The sequence below is a fragment of the Rhodococcus marinonascens NBRC 14363 genome, assembly GCF_001894885.1.
GTDB classification, from domain to species: domain Bacteria; phylum Actinomycetota; class Actinomycetes; order Mycobacteriales; family Mycobacteriaceae; genus Rhodococcus_F; species Rhodococcus_F marinonascens.
This window is the reverse complement of sequence record NZ_BCXB01000004.1, coordinates 1-19786: the sequence shown is the minus strand read 5'-3', so window position 1 is coordinate 19786 and position 19786 is coordinate 1. Positions and strand designations below refer to the sequence as shown.

16 protein-coding genes are annotated in these 19786 nt (G+C 65.0%); 11 read left to right on the top strand and 5 right to left on the bottom strand.

All coding sequences use genetic code 11. From position 1 onward, the window contains the following. Window positions 1-7: 7 nt before the first annotated feature. Both RM2_RS05080 and RM2_RS05075 read left to right on the top strand, forming a co-directional pair. A complete protein-coding gene (locus RM2_RS05080) occupies window positions 8-2083 on the top strand; it encodes an ATP-dependent DNA helicase (RefSeq protein ID WP_072687766.1) in 2076 nt (691 codons plus the stop codon). Between the two features lie 88 nt (window positions 2084-2171). Continuing rightward, entirely contained in the window at window positions 2172-2636 is a 465-nt protein-coding gene (locus RM2_RS05075) for an SgcJ/EcaC family oxidoreductase (RefSeq protein ID WP_169846676.1), read from the top strand. A gap of 9 nt (window positions 2637-2645) precedes the next feature. Here the strand turns inward: RM2_RS05075 and glgP are convergent, their stop codons facing one another. Next, a complete protein-coding gene (glgP, locus tag RM2_RS05070; RefSeq protein WP_072687898.1) occupies window positions 2646-5246 on the bottom strand; it encodes an alpha-glucan family phosphorylase in 2601 nt (866 codons plus the stop codon). A 160-nt stretch (window positions 5247-5406) separates the two neighbouring features. Here glgP and RM2_RS05065 point away from each other — a divergent pair, with 160 nt between their 5' ends. The 7 genes from RM2_RS05065 (at window position 5407) to RM2_RS05035 (ending at window position 15400) form a co-directional block, all read left to right on the top strand. After that, window positions 5407-7425 (top strand): maltotransferase domain-containing protein, encoded by a 2019-nt coding sequence (locus RM2_RS05065; protein ID WP_072687764.1) that lies wholly within the window; start codon window positions 5407-5409, stop codon window positions 7423-7425. Continuing rightward, on the top strand, window positions 7425-9623 hold the full coding sequence (gene glgB / locus RM2_RS05060) for a 1,4-alpha-glucan branching protein GlgB (RefSeq protein ID WP_072687763.1): 2199 nt from the start codon (window positions 7425-7427) through the stop codon (window positions 9621-9623). Before RM2_RS05065 ends, glgB begins: the two co-directional genes overlap by 1 nt. Window positions 9624-9669: 46 nt before the next feature. Then, window positions 9670-11091: a neutral zinc metallopeptidase gene (locus tag RM2_RS05055; RefSeq protein WP_084721643.1), complete on the top strand. Its 1422-nt coding sequence runs from the start codon at window positions 9670-9672 to the stop codon at window positions 11089-11091. Window positions 11092-11224: 133 nt separating this feature from the next. Then, window positions 11225-12250: a 2-dehydro-3-deoxygalactonokinase gene (locus tag RM2_RS05050; protein WP_072687762.1), complete on the top strand. Its 1026-nt coding sequence runs from the start codon at window positions 11225-11227 to the stop codon at window positions 12248-12250. Next, window positions 12247-12873 (top strand): 2-dehydro-3-deoxy-6-phosphogalactonate aldolase, encoded by a 627-nt coding sequence (locus tag RM2_RS05045; protein WP_072687761.1) that lies wholly within the window; start codon window positions 12247-12249, stop codon window positions 12871-12873. The genes RM2_RS05050 and RM2_RS05045 overlap by 4 nt, the downstream gene beginning before the upstream one ends. A 53-nt stretch (window positions 12874-12926) precedes the next feature. Next, window positions 12927-14075, top strand: coding sequence for a galactonate dehydratase (dgoD, locus tag RM2_RS05040; RefSeq protein ID WP_072687760.1), 1149 nt, complete (start codon window positions 12927-12929; stop codon window positions 14073-14075). 5 nt (window positions 14076-14080) lie between these two features. Continuing rightward, complete coding sequence (locus RM2_RS05035) at window positions 14081-15400, top strand: MFS transporter (RefSeq protein WP_072687896.1); 1320 nt, start codon at window positions 14081-14083, stop codon at window positions 15398-15400. Between the two features lie 14 nt (window positions 15401-15414). Here the strand turns inward: RM2_RS05035 and RM2_RS05030 are convergent, their stop codons facing one another. Beyond that, complete coding sequence (locus RM2_RS05030; RefSeq protein ID WP_072687895.1) at window positions 15415-16335, bottom strand: tetratricopeptide repeat protein; 921 nt, start codon at window positions 16333-16335, stop codon at window positions 15415-15417. 139 nt (window positions 16336-16474) lie between these two features. Next, window positions 16475-16888: a DUF3817 domain-containing protein gene (locus RM2_RS05025; protein WP_072687759.1), complete on the bottom strand. Its 414-nt coding sequence runs from the start codon at window positions 16886-16888 to the stop codon at window positions 16475-16477. Between the two features lie 166 nt (window positions 16889-17054). Between RM2_RS05025 and mce the strand changes: the two genes are divergently transcribed. Both mce and RM2_RS05015 read left to right on the top strand, forming a co-directional pair. Continuing rightward, window positions 17055-17528, top strand: coding sequence for a methylmalonyl-CoA epimerase (mce, locus tag RM2_RS05020; RefSeq protein ID WP_072687758.1), 474 nt, complete (start codon window positions 17055-17057; stop codon window positions 17526-17528). Window positions 17529-17596: 68 nt separating this feature from the next. Then, window positions 17597-18667, top strand: coding sequence for a hypothetical protein (locus RM2_RS05015; RefSeq protein ID WP_072687757.1), 1071 nt, complete (start codon window positions 17597-17599; stop codon window positions 18665-18667). Here the strand turns inward: RM2_RS05015 and RM2_RS25060 are convergent. Both RM2_RS25060 and nucS read right to left on the bottom strand, forming a co-directional pair. Continuing rightward, window positions 18664-18990 (bottom strand): Rv1322 family protein, encoded by a 327-nt coding sequence (locus RM2_RS25060; RefSeq protein WP_072687756.1) that lies wholly within the window; start codon window positions 18988-18990, stop codon window positions 18664-18666. The genes RM2_RS05015 and RM2_RS25060 overlap by 4 nt on opposite strands. Window positions 18991-19006: 16 nt before the next feature. Next, window positions 19007-19681, bottom strand: a complete 675-nt coding sequence (gene nucS, locus RM2_RS05005) for an endonuclease NucS (RefSeq protein WP_072687755.1) — start codon at window positions 19679-19681, stop codon at window positions 19007-19009. Window positions 19682-19786: the final 105 nt, after the last annotated feature.

Here is a 19786-nt window from a genome sequence, read left to right as displayed (position 1 = left end):
TGCTCGGGTGCCTGAAAACCTCCCCAACGTCCCCGAACTGTTGCGCACGGCGGTGCGGTCGCTGGGCGGCGCCGAGCGACCGCACCAACTCACGATGGCCTCGGCTGTGGCGCATTCGATCGACACCGGGGAGCATCTCGCGGTGCAAGCCGGGACGGGCACCGGCAAGTCCCTCGCTTACCTCGTGCCGAGCGTGCGGCACGCGGTCCAGTCAGGGAAGACGGTCATCGTCTCGACGGCCACCATCGCGTTGCAACGTCAGCTGATCGACCGCGACATGCCTCGGCTCGCGGACGCACTCGAGGATTCGCTCGGAAGACGGCCGCACTTCGCGATCCTCAAGGGTCGCAACAACTATCTGTGCTTGAACAAGATCCATACCGGGGCAGCGGAGGAGCCGCCGACGGACGAACTGTTCGATCCTTTCGCGGTCTCTCGGCTCGGACGTGAAGTCCAGCGCCTCACCGAGTGGTCCTCGGACACGGAGACGGGCGACCGCGACGACCTCACCCCCGGAGTCAGTGACAGGGCGTGGCGCCAGGTCAGCGTGACGGCCCGGGAGTGCCTCGGCAAGTCCCGCTGCCCGGTCGGTGAAGACTGTTTCGCCGAGCGTGCCCGCGCGGAGGCATCGCAGGTCGACGTAGTCGTCACCAACCACGCCCTTCTCGCCATCGACGCCATCACGGGAATCGCGATCCTTCCCGAACACGATGTCGTGGTCATCGACGAGGCACACGAACTGGTCGACCGAGTCACCAATGTCGCCACCGCGGAGTTGGCCGCGTCGGCGATCAGTGCCGCTGCACGGCGCTGCGCGAAACTTGTCGAAGAGCAGGATGCGGACCGCCTCGAGGCCGCCGGCGAGGGCTGGGCCGCACTACTCGAGGAACTGCGACCCGAGCGGTGGGAAGCGCTGCCGCCCGGTGCGGCCCCCGCGCTCGCCACCCTGCGCGACGCCGCGTGGTCGCTGCGCACGGCCATCGGTCCGTCCCGTCCAGGCATGGCGCTGAGCGACCCCGAGGCAGCGGCCGCACGTAACACGGCGCTCGCCTCTGTCGAGGACGTTCACGACGCCGCGGTCCGCGTTCTCGGTGCGTTCGACGAGCCTGATCCGGCCAAGCGGCACGACGTCGTATGGCTGGCCGCCGACGAGAATCGCGGGTCGGTCCGGCGGGTCGTGCGGATGGCGCCGTTGTCAGTGGGCGGACTTCTCCGGTCGCGACTGTTCGAGGAATCGACGGTGATCCTCACGTCCGCCACGCTGACCGTCGGCGGTGCCTTCGACGGATTGGCGGTCAACTGGGGGCTTCCGGCCGAGTCCTCCGCGGTGATCGATCCGCCCGGCGCCCCCGGCGACGCCCGCGCCACGATGGCGACCGGCCACGAACCGCCGTCGGACGCGGGCACGCTCAAATGGAACGCCCTGGACGTCGGGTCCCCTTTCGACCATGCCCGCGCCGGAATCTTCTATATCGCGAAGCATCTTCCCCCGCCGGGTCGCGACGGTCTCGCCCCCTCGTACCTCGACGAGATCGCCGAACTCGTCGAGGCTGCAGGCGGGCGCACCCTCGGGTTGTTCTCGTCGATGCGGGCCGCGAAGGCAGCGTCCGAGGCCATGCGCGATCGTCTCGACACCCCAGTCCTGTGCCAGGGTGACGATTCGACCGGCGCCCTGGTCCGGGCCTTCGCCGCCGACGAGTCGACATCGCTGTTCGGCACTCTGTCGCTGTGGCAGGGGGTCGACGTGCCGGGCGCGTCGCTGAGCCTCGTGATCCTCGACCGCATCCCGTTCCCTCGGCCCGACGACCCGCTGCTGGTCGCCCGGCAGAAGGCGGTCGAGTCACGCGGTGGCAACGGGTTCCTTTCCATCGCAGCCAATCACGCCGCGCTGCTGCTCTCGCAGGGGGTGGGACGCCTGCTGCGCAGCGTCGACGACAAGGGTGTGGTGGCAGTTCTCGATCCACGACTCGCGACCGCCCGCTACGCCGGCTACCTGCGCGCATCGCTGCCCCCGTTCTGGGAGACGTCCGATCCGGAGGTGGTGCGCAAGGCACTCGGGAGGATCCGCGACTCACGGCCCTGAAAGGCTGGGATAGTCGATAGGTGTTCGGTCACACCGACTCGAACCCCAGGGCATTCTCGTATCGACCATGCGTCCTAGCGGAAAAGCCATGTCTGCGGCTGTCATCGCCGCGACGATCGGTCTCGTCGGTGCTTGCAGTTCCTCCGACGCTGCAGAGGGTGTTCCGGCGATTGCCACTGAATCAGAGATTGCCCACTTCCTGACCGAATGGAATTCGGCCTTGAAAACGGGGAACCCCGACGCGGTCGCGGCACTCTACGCACCGGATGTCGTGCTGGTCCCGGCCGTATCCGATGCGATCCGCACGGATCGCGCCGGGATCGTCGACTACTTCGTGCATTTCCTCGCGGGCAAACCAAGCGCGGTCGTCGAGGAATCCGTGATCGAGATGCTCGATGCGGACCATGCGATCGACCCGGGCCGATACCGGATCACGATTCAGAACGACGGTGTCCCCGAGGTGGTCGAAGCCCGGTTCGCGTTCGTCTACGAACGCACCGACGGCAACTGGCTGATCGTCAATCATCACTCCTCGGCGATGCCCGAAAGCTGACGAGGTCCCTCACGGGTTCGGCACAGCCACCAGACCCAGTTCCGACGGGTCGACGAGAAGTGTGTGCCGCGGAAGCACCCGCACGGTGTATCCGACCGACCCCGACAGCGGGAGAGCGGTGTCCGCCACGAACAGTTCCCCCGACTCGTCCGATTCGGAGTGCGTCATGTCAACCGCGACGACATCGGTGAGTTCGTCGTCCGGACCCACTTTTCCGATCACCGCCTGCACGGTGACATCCGAAACCGTCAGATCGCCGAGCCTGATGCGCGCACGAAGCGCCAAAGTCGCCCCAATCTCCGGGGTATCAGGCAAACCCGCACCGTCGACCTGCAGGACCGACACCGTCGGCCACGCAGCCTCGACGCGCCGACGGAACTCCGCCAGCTCGCGGGCACCTGCGAAATTGTCGACCGCCACCATGCGAGCAGATTCGGCTGCGGGCGCGTAGTACTGGACGGCGTAGTCGCGAACCATCCGGGAAGCGAGCACCTTGGGACCGAGATTCTGCAGCGTGTGGCGCACCATTTCCACCCAACGGAACGGTAGGCCGTCATCGTCGCGGTCGTAGAACCGCGGCAGAACGGACCGCTCGAGCAGGTCATACAGGGCGCTCGCCTCGAGATCGTCGCGGCGCGCCTCGTCGACGACGCCGTCCGCGGTCGGGATGGCCCAGCCGTTTTCGCCATCGAACATCTCGTCCCACCAGCCATCGCGGATCGACAGGTTCAGTCCCCCGTTGAGCGACGACTTCATTCCCGACGTCCCGCAGGCTTCCAGAGGCCGAAGCGGGTTGTTGAGCCACACGTCGCAGCCCCAGTACAGGTAGCGAGCCATCGACATGTCGTAGTCCGGGAGAAACACAATCCGGCGCCGGACGTCCGCGGCGTCGGAGAAACGCACGATCTGCTGGATGAGTGCCTTGCCGCCATCATCGGCGGGGTGGCTCTTACCCGCGACCACCAACTGCACTGGGCGCTCCGCGTCGAGGAGGAGCGCCCGCAACCGGTCGGGGTCCCGCAGCATCAGGGTGAGGCGCTTGTAGGTGGGTACTCGGCGGGCGAAGCCGACGGTCAGGATCCGAGGGTCGAACACCTCGTCCGTCCAGCTCAGCTCCGCGGCGGTCGCGCCGCGCTCGATCCACGACGCCCGCACCCGCCTACGCACCTCAGTCACGAGCTTGGCGCGCAGCGCGTTGCGGGTGGACCACAACTCGTGCCCGGAAAGATCCTGCAGCCGCTCCCATCCGCGGGCTTCCTCCACCAGTTGTGGACCGATGATCCGGATGGCGAGATCGATCCACTCCGGTGCGGCCCAGGTGGGCGCATGCACACCATTGGTCACCGATCCGATCGGCACCTCATCTGCATCGAATCCCGGCCACAGCGGCCGGAACATGTCGCGGCTCACGCTCCCGTGCAGCTTGGATACGCCGTTGGCCCGCTGACCGAGCTGCAGGCCCATGTGGGCCATGTTGAACACCGACGGATCCGGCTCACGGCCGAGCCCGAGGATCCGGTCCATCGTCAGTCCCGGAAGGAGTGAAGATTCGTTCTGCCCGTTGTCACCGCCGAAGTAGTGCCGCACGAGATCGACCGGGAACCGATCTATTCCGGCGGAAACGGGGGTGTGCGTGGTGAAGACCGTGCCTGCGCGGACCGCGGCCAGAGCCTCGTCGAAGTCGAGTCCGTCCGCTGTCACCAGTTCGCGGATCCGTTCGATACCGAGGAAACCGGCGTGTCCCTCATTCATGTGGAACACGCCTGGATCGGGCAGCCCAAAGGCGTGAGTGTAGGCGCGCACAGCGCGGACACCGCCGATACCTGCGAGGATTTCCTGCCTAATGCGGTGATCCTGATCGCCCCCGTACAGGCGGTCGGTTACGCCCCGCAACTCCGTGTCGTTCTCTGCGATGTCAGAGTCGAGTAGCAGCAGTGGGACGCGGCCTACCTGTGCGATCCACACCCGGGCACGCAGGACCCGGCCACCTGGCATCGCGACGTGGATGAGGACAGGCGCACTACCGGCCGATTCCGGCCCGGATTCGGTGAGTAGCCGCAGTGGCAGCCCTTGTGGATCGTGCGGAGGGTAGTGCTCGGACTGCCAGCCGTCAGCCGTCAGCGACTGCCGGAAGTAGCCCGAGCGGTACAGCAGACCGACACCGATCAGCGGCAACCCCAGATCGGAGGCCGCCTTCAGATGATCTCCGGCTAGAATTCCCAGCCCACCGGAGTAGTTGGGCAGCACCTCACTGACCCCGAATTCCATTGAAAAATAGGCGATCCCGCCGCCTAACGACACTCCCCTGCGCTGCTGATTTTGGTACCAGCGCGGCCGGGACAGGTAGTCGTCGAGATCTGCGGCCGCGGCACCGAGGCGGCCGAGGAACCGATCGTCATCGGCCAGTTCGTCCAGCCTGGACGGATCGACTTCACCCAGCATCCTGACCGGGTCGAACTCCACCCGCCGCCACAGGTCCTCGTCGAGTAGTGAGAACAACTCCTGCGTGGCCGGATGCCACGACCACCGCAAATTGGTGGACAGCGGACCGAGGGCCACGAGCCGCTCCGGAAGGTGGGCTCGGACGGTGAATCGACGCAAGGCTTTCACTTCCCGAACGATAACGCACGACGTGCGCCACTGCGATTGATCGAGGCGAGACGCCACACAGTCTTGCGATACGGACAGGAAGCCTGGCACTCCATTACGGTTGAATCGGTGGCCCGTGCAGGAGCCGCCGGCAACTTCCGGCTATGGAATGGAGCCCAGCGTGACAGGTCGACTCGGCATCGACGACGTGGAACCCGACATCGGGGGCGGACGATTTCCCGCAAAGGCGGTTGTCGGCGAGGTTTTTCCAGTCCGAGCAACGGTGTGGCGTGAAGGTCACGACGCCGTGGCCGCCACCCTCGAAGTCCGGGGTCCTCGCAGTGCCCGGTCCGGTGGTTCTGCAACGTTCGGTGTACCCATGGTGGAAGGACCTCTTCCGGACACCGTCGACGGTTCCTTCACCCCGACCGCTGAAGGCCTCTGGACATTCCGCATCGAGGCCTGGAGCGACCCGGTCACCACCTGGAAGCACGCCGTAGAGGCCAAGTTGGGCGTCGGGCAGGGTGCGGCCGAACTGTCCAACGACCTCGAGATCGGGGCCCGCCTGTTCGAACGGGCCGCGAACGGCGTCCCCCGCGCGGATCAGCCGCGGCTGATCGGCGTGGCAGCGTCGCTGCGATCCGATCGCCATCTCACCGAACGGGTCGCCCCGGTCTTCGGTTCCGACGTCACTGAACTGTTGCGGGCACACCCCGTACGCGACCTCGTCACGAAGAGCGAACAGCACAGCGTCCTGGTCGACCGCACCCGCGCACTATTCGGTTCCTGGTATGAATTCTTTCCGCGGTCCACGGGCGGCTGGGACGAGAACGGCAAGCCCAGGCACGGCACCTTCGCCACCGCCGCCGCCGCACTCCCCCGGATCGCGTCGATGGGATTCGACGTCGTCTATCTGCCGCCGATCCACCCGATCGGAAGTGTCAACCGCAAGGGCCCCAACAACACTCTGACACCCGGCCCCGACGACGTCGGTTCGCCGTGGGCCATCGGCTCGGCCGAGGGCGGCCACGACGCAATCCACCCCGACCTCGGGACTATGCGTGATTTCACGGCGTTCGTCGACGCCGCCCGGAAGCTGAACCTGGAGGTGGCCATCGACCTGGCGCTGCAGTGCGCCCCAGACCACCCGTGGGCGCAGGGGCACCCCGAATGGTTCACCGTCCTGCCTGATGGCACCATCGCGTACGCGGAGAATCCGCCGAAGAAGTACCAGGACATCTATCCGGTCAACTTCGACGAGGACCGGGACGGAATCTACGTCGAGGTCCTGCGTGTCGTCCGCCACTGGGTGGCTGCGGGGGTGAAGATCTTCCGGGTCGACAACCCGCACACCAAGCCGCCGGACTTCTGGGAGTGGCTCATCGCCGAGGTCGAGAAGTCGAACCCGGACGTGCTTTTTCTGTCGGAGGCCTTCACCCGTCCCGCGCGGTTGTACGGACTCGCCCGGCGCGGATTCAGCCAGTCGTACACGTATTTCACCTGGCGAATCACGAAGTGGGAACTGACCGAGTTCGGCAACGAGATTGCAGCCAAGGCTGACGAGGCGCGCCCCAACCTCTTCGTCAACACCCCGGACATCCTGCACGCGAGCCTGCAGACCGGGGGTCCGGGCATGTTCGCGCTCCGCGCCGCATTGGCCGCGACACTGTCGCCCACCTGGGGAGTGTATTCAGGATACGAACTCTACGAACATCTTCCGGTCCGGCCTGGCAGCGAGGAGTACCTCGACTCGGAGAAGTACCAATTGCGTCCCCGCGATTTCGAGGGCGCCGCCGCTCGCGGAGAATCGCTCGAACCGTGGATCACCACGCTCAACCGCATCCGACGTCAGCATGCGGCCTTGCAGCAGCTGCGGAACATCCATTTTCATCAAGTAGACAACGACGCGCTCATCGCTTACTCCAAGTTCGACGCCAGCACCGGCGATGCCGTATTAATGGTGATCAACCTCAACCCGTACGGCCCCGAGCAGGGCAACCTGTGGCTGGACATGCCGGCACTGGGACGGGACTGGCAAGATCACCTCACCGTGCTCGACGAGGTCACCGGCGAGCAATATCACTGGGGGCAGACAAACTTCGTGCGCCTCGAACCATGGCGGGCCGTGGCCCACATCCTGGCACTACCGTCTGTCCCCTATCCCGCCAGAACGAAGCTGGCCTACCGCGGAGGTAGATAGTGACCGTTGAACCACCCGCCGCACTCGCGCCCAACGCCGCCGACCTCAACCTGCTGGCTGCAGGCGTGCACTACAACCCGCATTCGATCCTGGGTGCTCACCCTCACCAAGGGGGAACGGTGATCCGCGCCCTGCGCCCCCACGCCGAGTCGGTCGATGCCGTCATCGGCCGGACGACCCTCTCGTTGCAGCACATCGCGCACGGTGTGTGGGGAACCCTCGCCCCCTACGAGGATCTGGCGGACTACCAACTGTCTACAACGTGGCCTGGAGGTCACAACGAAGTCTTCGCAGACGGATACCGCTTCCTGCCGACCCTCGGCGAACTCGACCTGCACCTGTTCGGCGAGGGCAGGCACGAGCGCCTGTGGGAGATCCTGGGCGCACACCGGCAGCGGTACGAAACTCCGGACGGAACCGTCACCGGCACCTCCTTCGCTGTCTGGGCTCCCGCCGCACGCGGCGTGAGCGTCATCGGCGATTTCGACGCATGGAGCGGACGCCGGTTCCCTATGCGGGTCCTCGGCTCCAGCGGTGTCTGGGAGTTGTTCATCCCCGGTGTCGAGGTGGGCGAGGTGTACAAGTTCCGGGTTCACGGTCCGAACGGCAGCGTGCGCGACAAGGCCGATCCGATGGCTTTCGCCGCCGAGGTACCACCCGCCACCGCGTCGCGGGTGTCGGTCAGCACCTACCGCTGGCAGGACGCCAAGTGGCTCGAGCAACGCGCGACCACCGAGCCTGCGCAGTCCCCGATGAGCATTTACGAGGTCCACCTCGCTTCGTGGCGCCCCGGCCTGAACTATCACGAACTCGCTGAACAGCTCGCCACCCACGTCTCCGGATCAGGGTTCACCCACGTCGAGTTACTCCCCGTCGCCGAGCATCCGTTCGGCGGGTCATGGGGGTACCAGGTCACCTCGTATTACGCGCCCACCTCGCGGTTCGGTTCCCCCGACGACTTCCGGTGGTTCGTCGACCATCTGCACGCTGCCGGGATCGGAGTGATCGTAGATTGGGTGCCCGCCCATTTCCCCAAGGACGAGTGGGCCCTAGCCCGCTTCGACGGCACACCGCTGTACGAGCACAGCGACCCGCAACGCGGCGAGCAACTCGACTGGGGAACGTACGTGTTCGATTTCGGTCGGCGGGAAGTGCGCAACTTCCTCGTGGCCAACGCCCTGTTCTGGATCGACGAATTTCACGTGGACGGCCTGCGGGTGGACGCGGTCGCCTCGATGCTCTATCTCGACTATTCCCGACCGGAGGGCGGTTGGACGCCCAACATCCATGGCGGGCGGGAGAACCTCGAGGCCGTCGCGTTCCTGCAGGAAATGAACGCCACCGTGCACAAGCAGCACCGCGGAGTAGTCACCATCGCCGAAGAGTCGACGGCTTGGCCGGGCGTCACCCGTGCCACCAGCGTCGGGGGGCTCGGTTTCAGCATGAAGTGGAACATGGGGTGGATGCACGACACCCTCGGATTCCTGGCCCACGACCCCGTCCACCGCAGCTACCACCATCACGAGATCACGTTCTCGCTGATGTACGCGTGGAGTGAGAACTACCTGCTACCCATCAGCCACGACGAGGTGGTCCACGGCAAGGGCACGCTGTGGACGCGGATGCCCGGAAACGACTACATGAAGGCCGCAGGGGTCCGCGCCCTGCTGGCGTACATGTGGTCGCACCCCGGCAAGCAACTGCTGTTCATGGGCCAGGAATTCGGGCAGATCGGAGAGTGGTCCGAGGAACGTGGACTCGACTGGCACCACCTCAACGATCCTCATACCGGGGGCCTCCACCGCGGTCTTCTCCGACTGGTCGGTGACCTCAATACCACTTACCGTGAGCACCCGGCGCTGTGGACCCTCGATACATCGCCGGGCGGATATTCCTGGATCGACGCCAACGACACCGCGAACAACGTGCTCAGCTTCCTGCGCTATGGCACCGACGGGTCGATCGTGGCGTGCCTGTTCAATTTCTCGGGTTCCCCGCACGCGAATTATCGTGTGGGCTTGCCAGAACCCGGCAGATGGCGTGAAATTCTCAACACCGACGCGGCGATCTATTCCGGGTCGGGTTGGGGAAATCTCGGTGCAGTGACGGCAACGTCGCAGCCGTGGCACGGCCGTCCCGCCTCGGCAGAGGTGGCGCTACCGGCCAACGGCGCGATCTGGATGAGTCTGGAGCGTTGATGGGGGACGGACCTTGCTGACCGGACATCGACTGTGGGCTGAAGGTGTGGCCCTTCTCGCCTCGACTGCGGTCGTCCTGTCGGGGTGCACCCTTTCGATCGATGGCGAGGCTACGTCCATCTACAACGACCCGTTCCAGGTGGCGGGACTGGACGTCACCTCGGGGCCCAGTGGCGCTCGGAAGGGGGTGCCCGACGCAGATCTTCCCGTCACCGGCACCGACGGCGGTGAGATCGACCGCATGGTCGCGAACGCGGTCAGCGACATCGAGGACTACTGGCGCATCGAGTTTCCGGCCTTGTTTCACCGCGACTTCGAACCGGTCGCGGAGCTCATCTCCTGGGATCCTCGCAACTCCCACGGCCCACGCTTCTGCGGAGACAGCACCGCGGAAATTCTCAATGCAGGCTATTGCAGCATCGACCACACGATCGGCTGGGACCGGGCGCTGCTGGTGCCGGAGGTCGCCGAGAAGTTCGGCACCGTGGCCGCCGTCTTCGTGTTGGCACACGAGTATGGGCACGCGGTCCAGACCAAGGCCGGCATCGCCGACGCGAACACGAGTGGCGGCATCGTGCGGGAACAGCAGGCCGACTGCTTCGCGGGATCGTTCATGCGGCACATCGCGGAGGACAAGTCGCCGCACTTCACGCTCAACACCTCGGACGGCCTGAACAAGGTATTGGCGTCGGCGGTGGCGATCGGCGACGCCGACCCCAACGACCCGGAAAACGTGCACGGCTCGGCGTTCGAGCGGGTCACTGCCACGCAGATCGGGTTCACGGATGGACCCGCGTCGTGTACACGCATCGACGAGAGCGAGATCGAAGCGCGTCGCGCAGATCTGCCTCAACGGTTCGCCGACGAATCCGACGACGGCGAGCTTCCCGTCACCGAGGAGTCCATCGAGGCCTTCTTCAGCTCGTTCCGGCAGATCTTCGATCTGAGCAACCCGCCCGAACTGGACCTGAACGGTGCCGACCTCGCCTGCGCGGATGCGGATGTCACCGAACCGGTGTCGTACTGCCCTGCCACCAACACGATCGGGGTCAGTGTCGACGACCTCGCCCAACGCGGCACACCGGGCTATACGGGCAGGAATGAACTCTTCCAGACCAAACTCACCGGCGATTACAACGCGTACGTCCTGCTCGCTTCCCGATACACTCTCGCATTGCAGAGTGCGCGTGGGGACGACCTTCACTCACCGCAGACCGCTCTACGCGCCGCCTGCCTGTCCGGTGTAATCACCGCCGCTCTCAGTCCGGACAACCCCTCCACGTTGGAGGCCGGCAGCGTGTGGCTCTCCCCTGGCGACCTCGACGAGGCGGTGTCAGGGTTACTCACCGACGGTTTGGCGGCCAGCGACGTCAACGGCCGGACCGTGCCGAGCGGGTTCTCCCGGGTCGATGCGTTCCGCACCGGGGTGCTCGGCAGCGAGGAGACCTGCGAGGGCCGCTACCGATAGCGTTCTTCCACCTTTCCAACAGTGATCGCGCCGACCATCGAACACGAGGCGTCCTTAACACATCTCCCGATACGAATCCCACATATCGGGACGCTGTTCGTCACAATGGGATTTCTCACACATAGTGGATTGGGTGAAACAGCAAACCGCTGGCAAATCGTCGCCGCGTCTGGTCGCCCTCGACTGGGGTACGTCGTCGCAGCGTGCCTGGCTCCTCGGCGAAGGAGGCCGCATTCTGGCCTTCCGCCGAAGGGAATTCGGTTTACTCGGCGCTACCGGCGACGACCCCAGATCGCGAACCCACGGCTACGAAGCCGCATTCGACGAAGCCTGCGGCGACTGGCTCGAGGCCGATCCTGATCTCCCGGCCATCGCCTGCGGCATGGTCGGCAGTGCTCAAGGTTGGCGTGAAGCGGGCTACCTGACCATCCCCACGGATCTCGCCATCGGCGCCGCAGATCTGACCGCGGTCCCCCACCCTCGCGGGGTATTGCATCTCGTACCCGGCCTGCGCGTCGCCCCCGCCGCCGACGGCTCGGTGGCCGGCGACGTCATGAGAGGCGAGGAGACGCAGATCATCGGGGCGCTGGGCCTACTCCCCCGGACTGAGCGCCCCCCCACCGAACGCCCTCTGACCATCGTCCTCCCCGGAACCCACAGCAAGTGGACGCGAGTCGAAAACCACAAGATCGTCTCATTCGTCACATCGTTGGCTGGCGAGATGTACGGCCTGATGATGCAGCACGGCATCCTCGGCCGCACGGCAACCGTTGGTGTGCGGAACGACGCCGCGTTCGAGCGCGGACTCGCCACGGGAACGTCGGTTCCGTCTCGCGGATTACTCGCAGAACTGTTCGGAGCACGAGTGCTCGTGCTCGACGGACTGCTCGATCCGGCTTCGCTTCCCGACTACGTCTCCGGAGTGATCATTGCCGACGAAGTCCGGCATCTTCTGCCGGACTATGCCGCCGAGGGGCGAATCCTGTTGTGCGGAAATGCCGATCTTTGCAGACGTTACGCCAAGGGCCTGCAAGTTCACGGTGTAGCCACCGAGACTGTCGCCGAAGAAGCTGCGGCACAGGGATTGTGGCACGTTGCGGTCACCGCGGGACTGGTCCGACCGACGCCACACAAGAACGCCGAGAAAGAGACCCCATGAGCGTCAGGGCAACTGCAACGCAAACCGGATTGATCGCAATTCTGCGCGGGGTCACTCCGCAGGAGATCGTCGCGGTCGGTTCCGCCCTCGTCGAGGCAGGCTTCACTGCAATAGAGGTCCCACTGAACTCTCCTGAACCGTTCGAATCGATCGAACGGTTGGCGACTGCTGTGGGCGAAGTGTGCGTCGTCGGCGCAGGGACCGTACTGAGTGTCGACGATGTGATCCGATCCGAGGCCGCCGGGTCCCGGATCATCGTTTCGCCCAACACCGACGCCGATGTCATCGGCGCTGCCGTCGCTCGAAAACTGCGTCCGTATCCGGGTGCAGCAACACCCACCGAGGCATTTCGTGCCGTCGATGCGGGAGCGCGCAGCATCAAGCTCTTCCCATCCGACTCCGTCGGGCCAACAGGGATGAACGCGTGGCAGGCCGTCCTGCCCGCAGAAGTCGAATTGCTTCCCGTCGGCGGCGTCGACCGAACCAACCTGGCCACCTGGGCCGCCGCAGGCGCCGGAGGCGCAGGACTCGGAACGTGCCTGTACCGACCCGGGGACAGTGCCGACACCGTCCGCGTCCGCGCACTCGACCTCATGAACATCTGGTCGGCCGAAACCGCCTGAATCGACCCACACGACCACCGGGGCCTACAACTTCGCCACGCACAGGAGGACCAATGAAGATCAAATCACTCACCACCTACACCGTGCCACCGAGGTGGCTGTTCCTGCGGATCGAGACGGACGACGGTGTGGTCGGCTGGGGCGAGCCGGTCCTCGAAGGTCGAGCGGCCTCGGTCGCCGCCGCGGTCGAGGAGCTGTCCGACTACCTGATAGGGCAGGATCCGAACCAGATCGAAGACCTGTGGACGGTCATGTACCGATCAGGTTTCTATCGTGGCGGTGGCATCCACATGAGCGCACTGGCAGGCATCGACCAGGCACTGTGGGACATAAAGGGCAAGGCCCTCGGCGTACCGGCGTACGAACTTCTGGGCGGCCGCGTCCGGGACCGGATCAAGATCTATTCCTGGATCGGCGGTGATCGCCCCTCGGAGACGGCGAAAGCAGCGCGCGAGGTGGTCGACCGCGGGTTCACCGCGGTGAAGATGAACGGCACCGAGGAACTGCAGTACCTCGACTCCTGGGAGAAGGTCGACCAGTCTCTGGCCAATGTCGCGGCGGTGCGGGATGCAGTCGGCCCGAACATCGGCATCGGCGTCGACTTCCATGGCCGAGTACACAAGCCGATGGCCAAGGTGTTGCTGCGCGAACTCGAACCGTTCCGGCTGATGTTCGTGGAGGAGCCGGTCCTCTCCGAGCACGTCGACGGTTTCGTCGATGTGCTGCGACAGTCGCCGATCCCGATCGCGCTGGGCGAAAGACTTTACTCCCGTTGGGATTTCAAATCGGTCCTCGCGTCCGGGGCGGTAGACATCATCCAGCCGGATCCGTCACACTGTGGCGGCCTCACGGAGTCCCGGAAAATCGCGAACATGGCCGAGGCCTATGACGTAGCACTCGCTCTGCACTGCCCCCTCGGACCGATCGCCCTGGCTACCTGCTTGCAGATCGACGCCGGCTGCTACAACGCCACGATCCAGGAACAGAGCCTCGGCATTCACTACAACACCTCGAACGATCTGCTCGACTACCTCGTCGACCCCTCCGTATTCACCTATGCGGACGGCCAGGTCCGAATCCCGACCGGCCCCGGACTGGGCATCGAGGTGAACGAGGAGTACGTGGTCGAACGAGCGGCCGAAGGACACCGTTGGCGTAACCCCGTGTGGCGTCACCAAGATGGATCCTTCGCGGAGTGGTGAGGGCGATGGTGCAGATCCAGAAGGGCGATCGGTCCAGCCCGGTCGCCGCGCAGGCGTCGAAGGCGCGAGTACTTATCGCAGTGATGCTGTTCGTGACCGTGGTGATCAACTACATGGACCGGGCCAATCTATCGATCGCGTTGCCCGCGATCACCGACGAAATGGATCTCTCCACGGCCCAGCAGGGACTGCTGCTGTCCGCCTTCGGCTGGACGTATGCGGCGCTGCAGATTCCGGGGGGATGGCTCGTCGACCGCATACCCCCGCGAGTGCTCTACCCCGTGTGCCTCATCATGTGGTCGGTGGCGACCGCCTTCATGGGGATCTTCGGCGGCTTCGTGGCGCTCATTGCTCTGCGACTGCTGGTCGGCGTGTTCGAGGCGCCTGCGTATCCCATCAACAACCGGGTCGCGACCTCCTGGTACCCCGAGCGCGAACGTGGCACGGTGATCGGCTTCTATACCTCCGGGCAGTTCATCGGTCTGGCCCTGCTGACTCCATTCCTGGCCTGGCTGCAGTCCGTTCTGTCCTGGCACTGGGTATTCATCGTGACCGGTGTGATCGGGATGGTTTGGGGTGTCGCCTGGTACGCCTTCTATCGCGAACCGACCGACTCGCGGGCCAACGAGGCCGAGATCGAACTGATCCGCGAGGGTGGCGGACTCGTGGACCTCGAGCAGAAGCAGCAACCCCAACGCCCGGCCGTGACCCGGAGCGATGTCGCCACCGTACTCGGCAGGCGCAAGCTGTGGGGGATCTATCTGGGGCAGTTCTGCCTTACATCGACGCTGTGGTTTTTCCTCACTTGGTTCCCGACGTACCTCGTCGACTACCGGGGAATGGACTACATCGAGTCCGGATTCCTGGCCTCGCTGCCATTCATCGCGGCACTTGTCGGCGTGCTGTTCTCGGGAGTGTTCTCCGACTTCCTGCTTCGGCACGGGGTATCACTGGGAGTCGCTCGCAAAGGTCCGATCATCGTAGGACTGTTGCTGACGGTCGCCATGATCGGCGCAAACTTCACCGACTCGACGACGATGGTGATCGTGTTCCTGTCCATCGCGTTCTTCGGCAACGGACTCGCGTCGATCACCTGGTCGCTGGTGTCGGCACTCGCACCGGAACGACTGCTCGGGCTTACCGGTGGAATGTTCAACTTCATCGGCAATCTGTCGTCGATCGCGACGCCCATCGTCATCGGTCTGCTCGTCACCGACGAGAGTTTCGCGCCCGGATTCGTGTACATGACAGTGGTAACCGCACTCGGAATCGCCTCATACATCTTCCTCGTCGGACGAGTGGAGCGCGTGCAGACTTGCCCCTGAGCCCCGGTTCCGCCTCAGTACAGCGCCGCGGCCAGCTTCCGGCGTGCAGTCATGACGACGGGTTCGGCGGGATCGAACAGGTCGAACAGGTCCAGCAGACGAGTCCGTACTAGGGTCTTGTCGTCTCCGGCGCTGCGAGCGACAAAGGCGATGAGCCGGGTGAAGGCCGCATCGGGGGCCTGCGAGTAGACCTCGACGTCGGCCGCGCGCAGTTGTGCCTCGAGATCTTCCGGGGCAGCGTCCGCAGCGCCAACGGCGCCGGGATCGATGGACTGCACGCGGGCGAGGAAACGCACCTGGCGGATCGCACCCAGCGCTTCCGCATTGGTGGGCTCCTCGTCGAGGATCTTTTGGAACTCGGCCTCCGCACCGGCCAAGTCGCCGCCGTCGAGTGCGGCCTCGGCAGCCACGAAACGCGGGTCTTCGGGCTCGGGTTCGTCCGGATCGCCCGCACCGACCGGCGGCCCGGACAACTTCCCGGCGACTGCCTGCTGGACCGCGGCAAGCCACTGACGCAACTGCGGCTCGGGTTGTGCGCCCTGGAAGTCGGCGAGAGGTTGTCCAGCGGCGATCGCGACCACAGTCGGAACGGACTGGACGCCGAATGCCTGCGCGATTCGCGGGTTGGCGTCCACGTCGACTTTCGCGAGCACCCAGGTGCCGCCCGCCTCGAGCGCCAACTTCTCGAGCAGTGGCGAGAGTTGCTTGCACGGCTCGCACCAGGTGGCCCAGAGGTCTACAACGACAGGGATCTGCTGGGAGCGGACGAGGACCTCGGCTTCGAACGTCGCCTCGGTGACCTCGATGACCACAGGGAGCCCGGTGCCGTCCGGGGTAGCCGGCGCGGCACCCTCGCCGGTGGGTGCCGGAGGCGGTGGCGGTGGCGGGGTGGTCGCGCGCTCCTTGAGTACGGAGAGGTCAACTGCCCCGGTCATGGCTGCGGCCACTGAGGAGGAACGCGCTGAGGGACGAGAACCTGGTCGAGTCACGCTCACCAGTTTGTCACGATTCGCGCGCGCACCGGATTGCGGGCCGGACAATCGGGCGCAGTAGGGCTAGCTTCGGTACAGGTCTTCAGACGAAGTCAACGTCATCGGCCTCACCCTCAGCGACAACCAACACCGCTACGGGTTCGCTCTTCTCGGTGCGCGGCTCCGAAAGCTCTGCCATGCGGCCGTTGTGCGCGGCCCAGACCTCGAACACGACGGTGCCGAAGGGCGGGATACTCGCGAAGAGCGCCCAGAAGCTTGTGAGCCGGTTCCAGCCCAGTTTGCGGGCGGTCCACACCGCGATCAGCACGTACAGAATGAACACACAGCCATGGATGGGTCCGAAGATCTTCACACCGATCTCGTTGCCGTCGGCTGGAAGGTACTTGAAGGCCATGCCGACGAGAAGGCCCAGCCAGGTGAATGCTTCCAGAATCGCGACAAATCGGAAGCGCTTGGCCGTGGTACCGAGATCAAAAGCGTTCGCCATGGCAGCCATTGTGCCCGACCGTCCGCAGACAGTCCTCACTAGAGTGCTATACGCCACACGCTACTTCTCCGGGTGCGGTACTTCTCCGGTGGCAGTACTGCGCCCGGAGAGCGTGGAGCGGCCGAAGTCACATCCTGATGAGATTTATCGAAACGATAGCACTAGCGTCAGAAGCATGACCCAGTCCTCCGCGGCTCAGATTCCGCCGCCCCTGTGTTCGGACCTTGTGATCGCCATAGACCACGTGGGCATTGCCGTGCCCGACCTCGACGTCGCCGTCTCGTGGTACGCCGAACACCTCGGCATGGTGTCCACGCACGAGGAGGTGAACGAGGAGCAGGGTGTGCGCGAGGCGATGCTGAGCGTTGCCGGCTCTCCTGAAGGCAGCACCTCACTGCAACTGCTCGCACCGTTGAACGAGAACTCGACCATCGCCAAGTTCATCGGCCGCAGCGGCCCCGGACTCCAGCAGTTCGCATACCGCGTCGCGGACATCGACGCTCTCACCGCTCAGCTTCGTGGTCGGGGTGTCCGGCTGCTGTACGACGCTCCCCGCCGCGGGACCGCCGACTCACGGATCAACTTCATCCACCCGAAGGACGCCGGCGGCGTTCTCATCGAACTTGTGGAGCCATCGGCAACCCAGTGAAGGTGGGGCGGGCTGCCTCACCCTAGGCATGGAGACACGCTCCACTTTTGCCAGGTAGATTTGCATCCATGTCAAACGAGCTGGACCGTGATTCGATCCCCCTTCCTTTCGCCACCGTGCGCAAGGGGTTCGACCGGGACGAGGTACGCAACTACTTCGAGCGATTCGACGCAGAACTCCGCGTCACTGCTGCCGACCGCGATGCCGCGGCGGCGCAGGCACGGGATCTCGCCAAGCAGCTCGATGATTCGCGCGACGACATCGACGATCTCCGCAAGGACGTCGACCGTCTGTCCGTCCCACCGACTACCGCTGAGGGAATGAGTGACCGCATCTCCCGGATGCTCCGTCTTGCATCCGACGAAGCTTCCGAGGTGCGCGCAAATGCTGAGACCGAAGCGGCCGAGACGATCTCCGTCGCTGAGCAGGAAGCCGCCCAACTCCGCGGCCACTACGAGTCACTGATCGCGGAACTCGAAGACCGCCGGAGCTCTCTCGAGGTTCAGCACGAGCAGACTATGACGAAAGCCCGCACAGAGGCCGCGCGGATCGTAGCGGCGGCTCAGTCCGAGCGCGATCGCCTGACCGCCGAGGCCGAACTGCGACGGTCGCAGGTGCAAGACGACTTCGACCGTACGATGTCCGATCGGCGCCAGAAGGCGATCGCCGAGGTCAACGAACTCGAGAGCACCAGCAAGGCCAACGCGCATCGCCGTCTCTCGGAAGCCACGCACGAGGCGGAACGCAGGCTGCAGACGGCGACCGACCAGTCGGAGCGCAAGATCACCCACGCGAAAGAACTCACAGAAGAACTTCGTGTGCTCCGCGGTCGGATTCTGGCTCAGCTCCTGGGAATCCGAGGCCAGCTCGATTCTGTTCCCGCCATGTTGGCCTCGGTCAACCGCGAAAGCGAACTTCTCGGCGCGCAGAACGACGACACACCGTCACATTCCTCGACGAGCGGGCAGTCGAACAACGGTTCCACGTCGGCCTCGGCGGACGCGGGGCCTGGTTCGGGTAACGCTCGCGGCGGGAACGTGGAGTACACCTCCGAAGCAAACACCACGAACCCGTCCACGGTCGAGAGGAGTTCAGGCGACCGGTCGATCGACCAGCGAAACGCCAGGACCGGAAACTAGGACCACCTGCGCGTCAGGCCCCGGGTACCACGTCCCGACCAGCACCCGCTGTGCCAGTGCCGACGGTCTTCACCACTGCCGTATTCCGCAGGCCAGGCGACGAGATGAGCCACGCCCGGTCGAATCTCGTGGTCGCAGCCCGGGCACCGGTACGACTTGGTCGCTCGCGCCCCAGGAACACTACGGACGATGTACCTCTCATCCGAGGCACCGGCCGGACCCGACTCCTGGCGAATCAGCGCACTGCCGAACAGTGAGCCCTCGGAGGTTTTCGGGGGCTCACTGCGGCGCGAGTTCTTCCGCTGCGGTTTACGGCGGGGCACGGATCCAGCCTATTCCTCAGAAGAGCCGGAACTCGGCGCTGTCGGTGCCGCGCAGCGCCTCGTAGTCGAGCACCAGGCACCGAATCCCTCGATCACTAGCTAGGGTCTTGGCCTGCGGCTTGATCTGCTGGGCGGCGAAGACGCCGCTCACCGGCCCCAGCAGTGGATCCCGGTTGAGCAGTTCGAGATAACGCGTGAGTTGCTCGACGCCGTCGATGTCGCCTCGGCGTTTGATCTCGACGGCAACAGAGGCGCCGTCCGCGTTCCTGCACAGCAGATCTACGGGCCCGATCGCGGTCATGTACTCCCGCCGTACGAGTGTGTAACCGCTACCGAGGGTTTCAACGTGCTCGGCGAGCAATTCCTGAAGGTGGGCCTCGACGCCATCTTTGACGAGCCCTGGATCGATCCCTAGTTCGTGACTCGAGTCGTGCTCGATCCCGTCGATGGTGATCCGCAGTTCCTCTCCGGCTTTGTTGGTGACCAGCCACAGGGTTCCGCCGTCGTCCGTCGACTCTTCGACGAGCCAGCACGGCGGGCTCATCCAGTTCAACGGCTTGTAGGCGCGGTCGTCAGCATGGATGCTCACGGATCCGTCGGCCTTGATCAGTAGTAGTCGACGAGCGAAGGGCAGGTGTGCCGTCAATCGACCTACGTAGTCGACTCGGCATCGGGCAATCACTAGGCGCACCTGGCCACCCTAAGGGATCACACCGTCATGTCTCGAATGCCAATGCTCAGCCCACACTGATTCGTCGCCTCGACAGAGTCGGGCCCGGTCGAATCGCCGGCCGAA

What these genes read in the sequence shown, in the direction of transcription:
- RM2_RS05035 (WP_072687896.1), top strand. Translation starts at nt 14,081, where the DNA reads ATGGTGCAGATCCAGAAGGGCGATCGGTCCAGCCCGGTCGCCGCGCAG.
- RM2_RS05030 (WP_072687895.1), bottom strand. Translation starts at nt 16,335, where the DNA reads ATGACCGGGGCAGTTGACCTCTCCGTACTCAAGGAGCGCGCGACCACC.
- RM2_RS05015 (WP_072687757.1), top strand. Translation starts at nt 17,597, where the DNA reads ATGTCAAACGAGCTGGACCGTGATTCGATCCCCCTTCCTTTCGCCACC.
- mce (WP_072687758.1), top strand. Translation starts at nt 17,055, where the DNA reads ATGACCCAGTCCTCCGCGGCTCAGATTCCGCCGCCCCTGTGTTCGGAC.
- RM2_RS05025 (WP_072687759.1), bottom strand. Translation starts at nt 16,888, where the DNA reads ATGGCTGCCATGGCGAACGCTTTTGATCTCGGTACCACGGCCAAGCGC.
- RM2_RS05045 (WP_072687761.1), top strand. Translation starts at nt 12,247, where the DNA reads ATGAGCGTCAGGGCAACTGCAACGCAAACCGGATTGATCGCAATTCTG.
- dgoD (WP_072687760.1), top strand. Translation starts at nt 12,927, where the DNA reads ATGAAGATCAAATCACTCACCACCTACACCGTGCCACCGAGGTGGCTG.
- RM2_RS05075 (WP_169846676.1), top strand. Translation starts at nt 2,172, where the DNA reads ATGTCTGCGGCTGTCATCGCCGCGACGATCGGTCTCGTCGGTGCTTGC.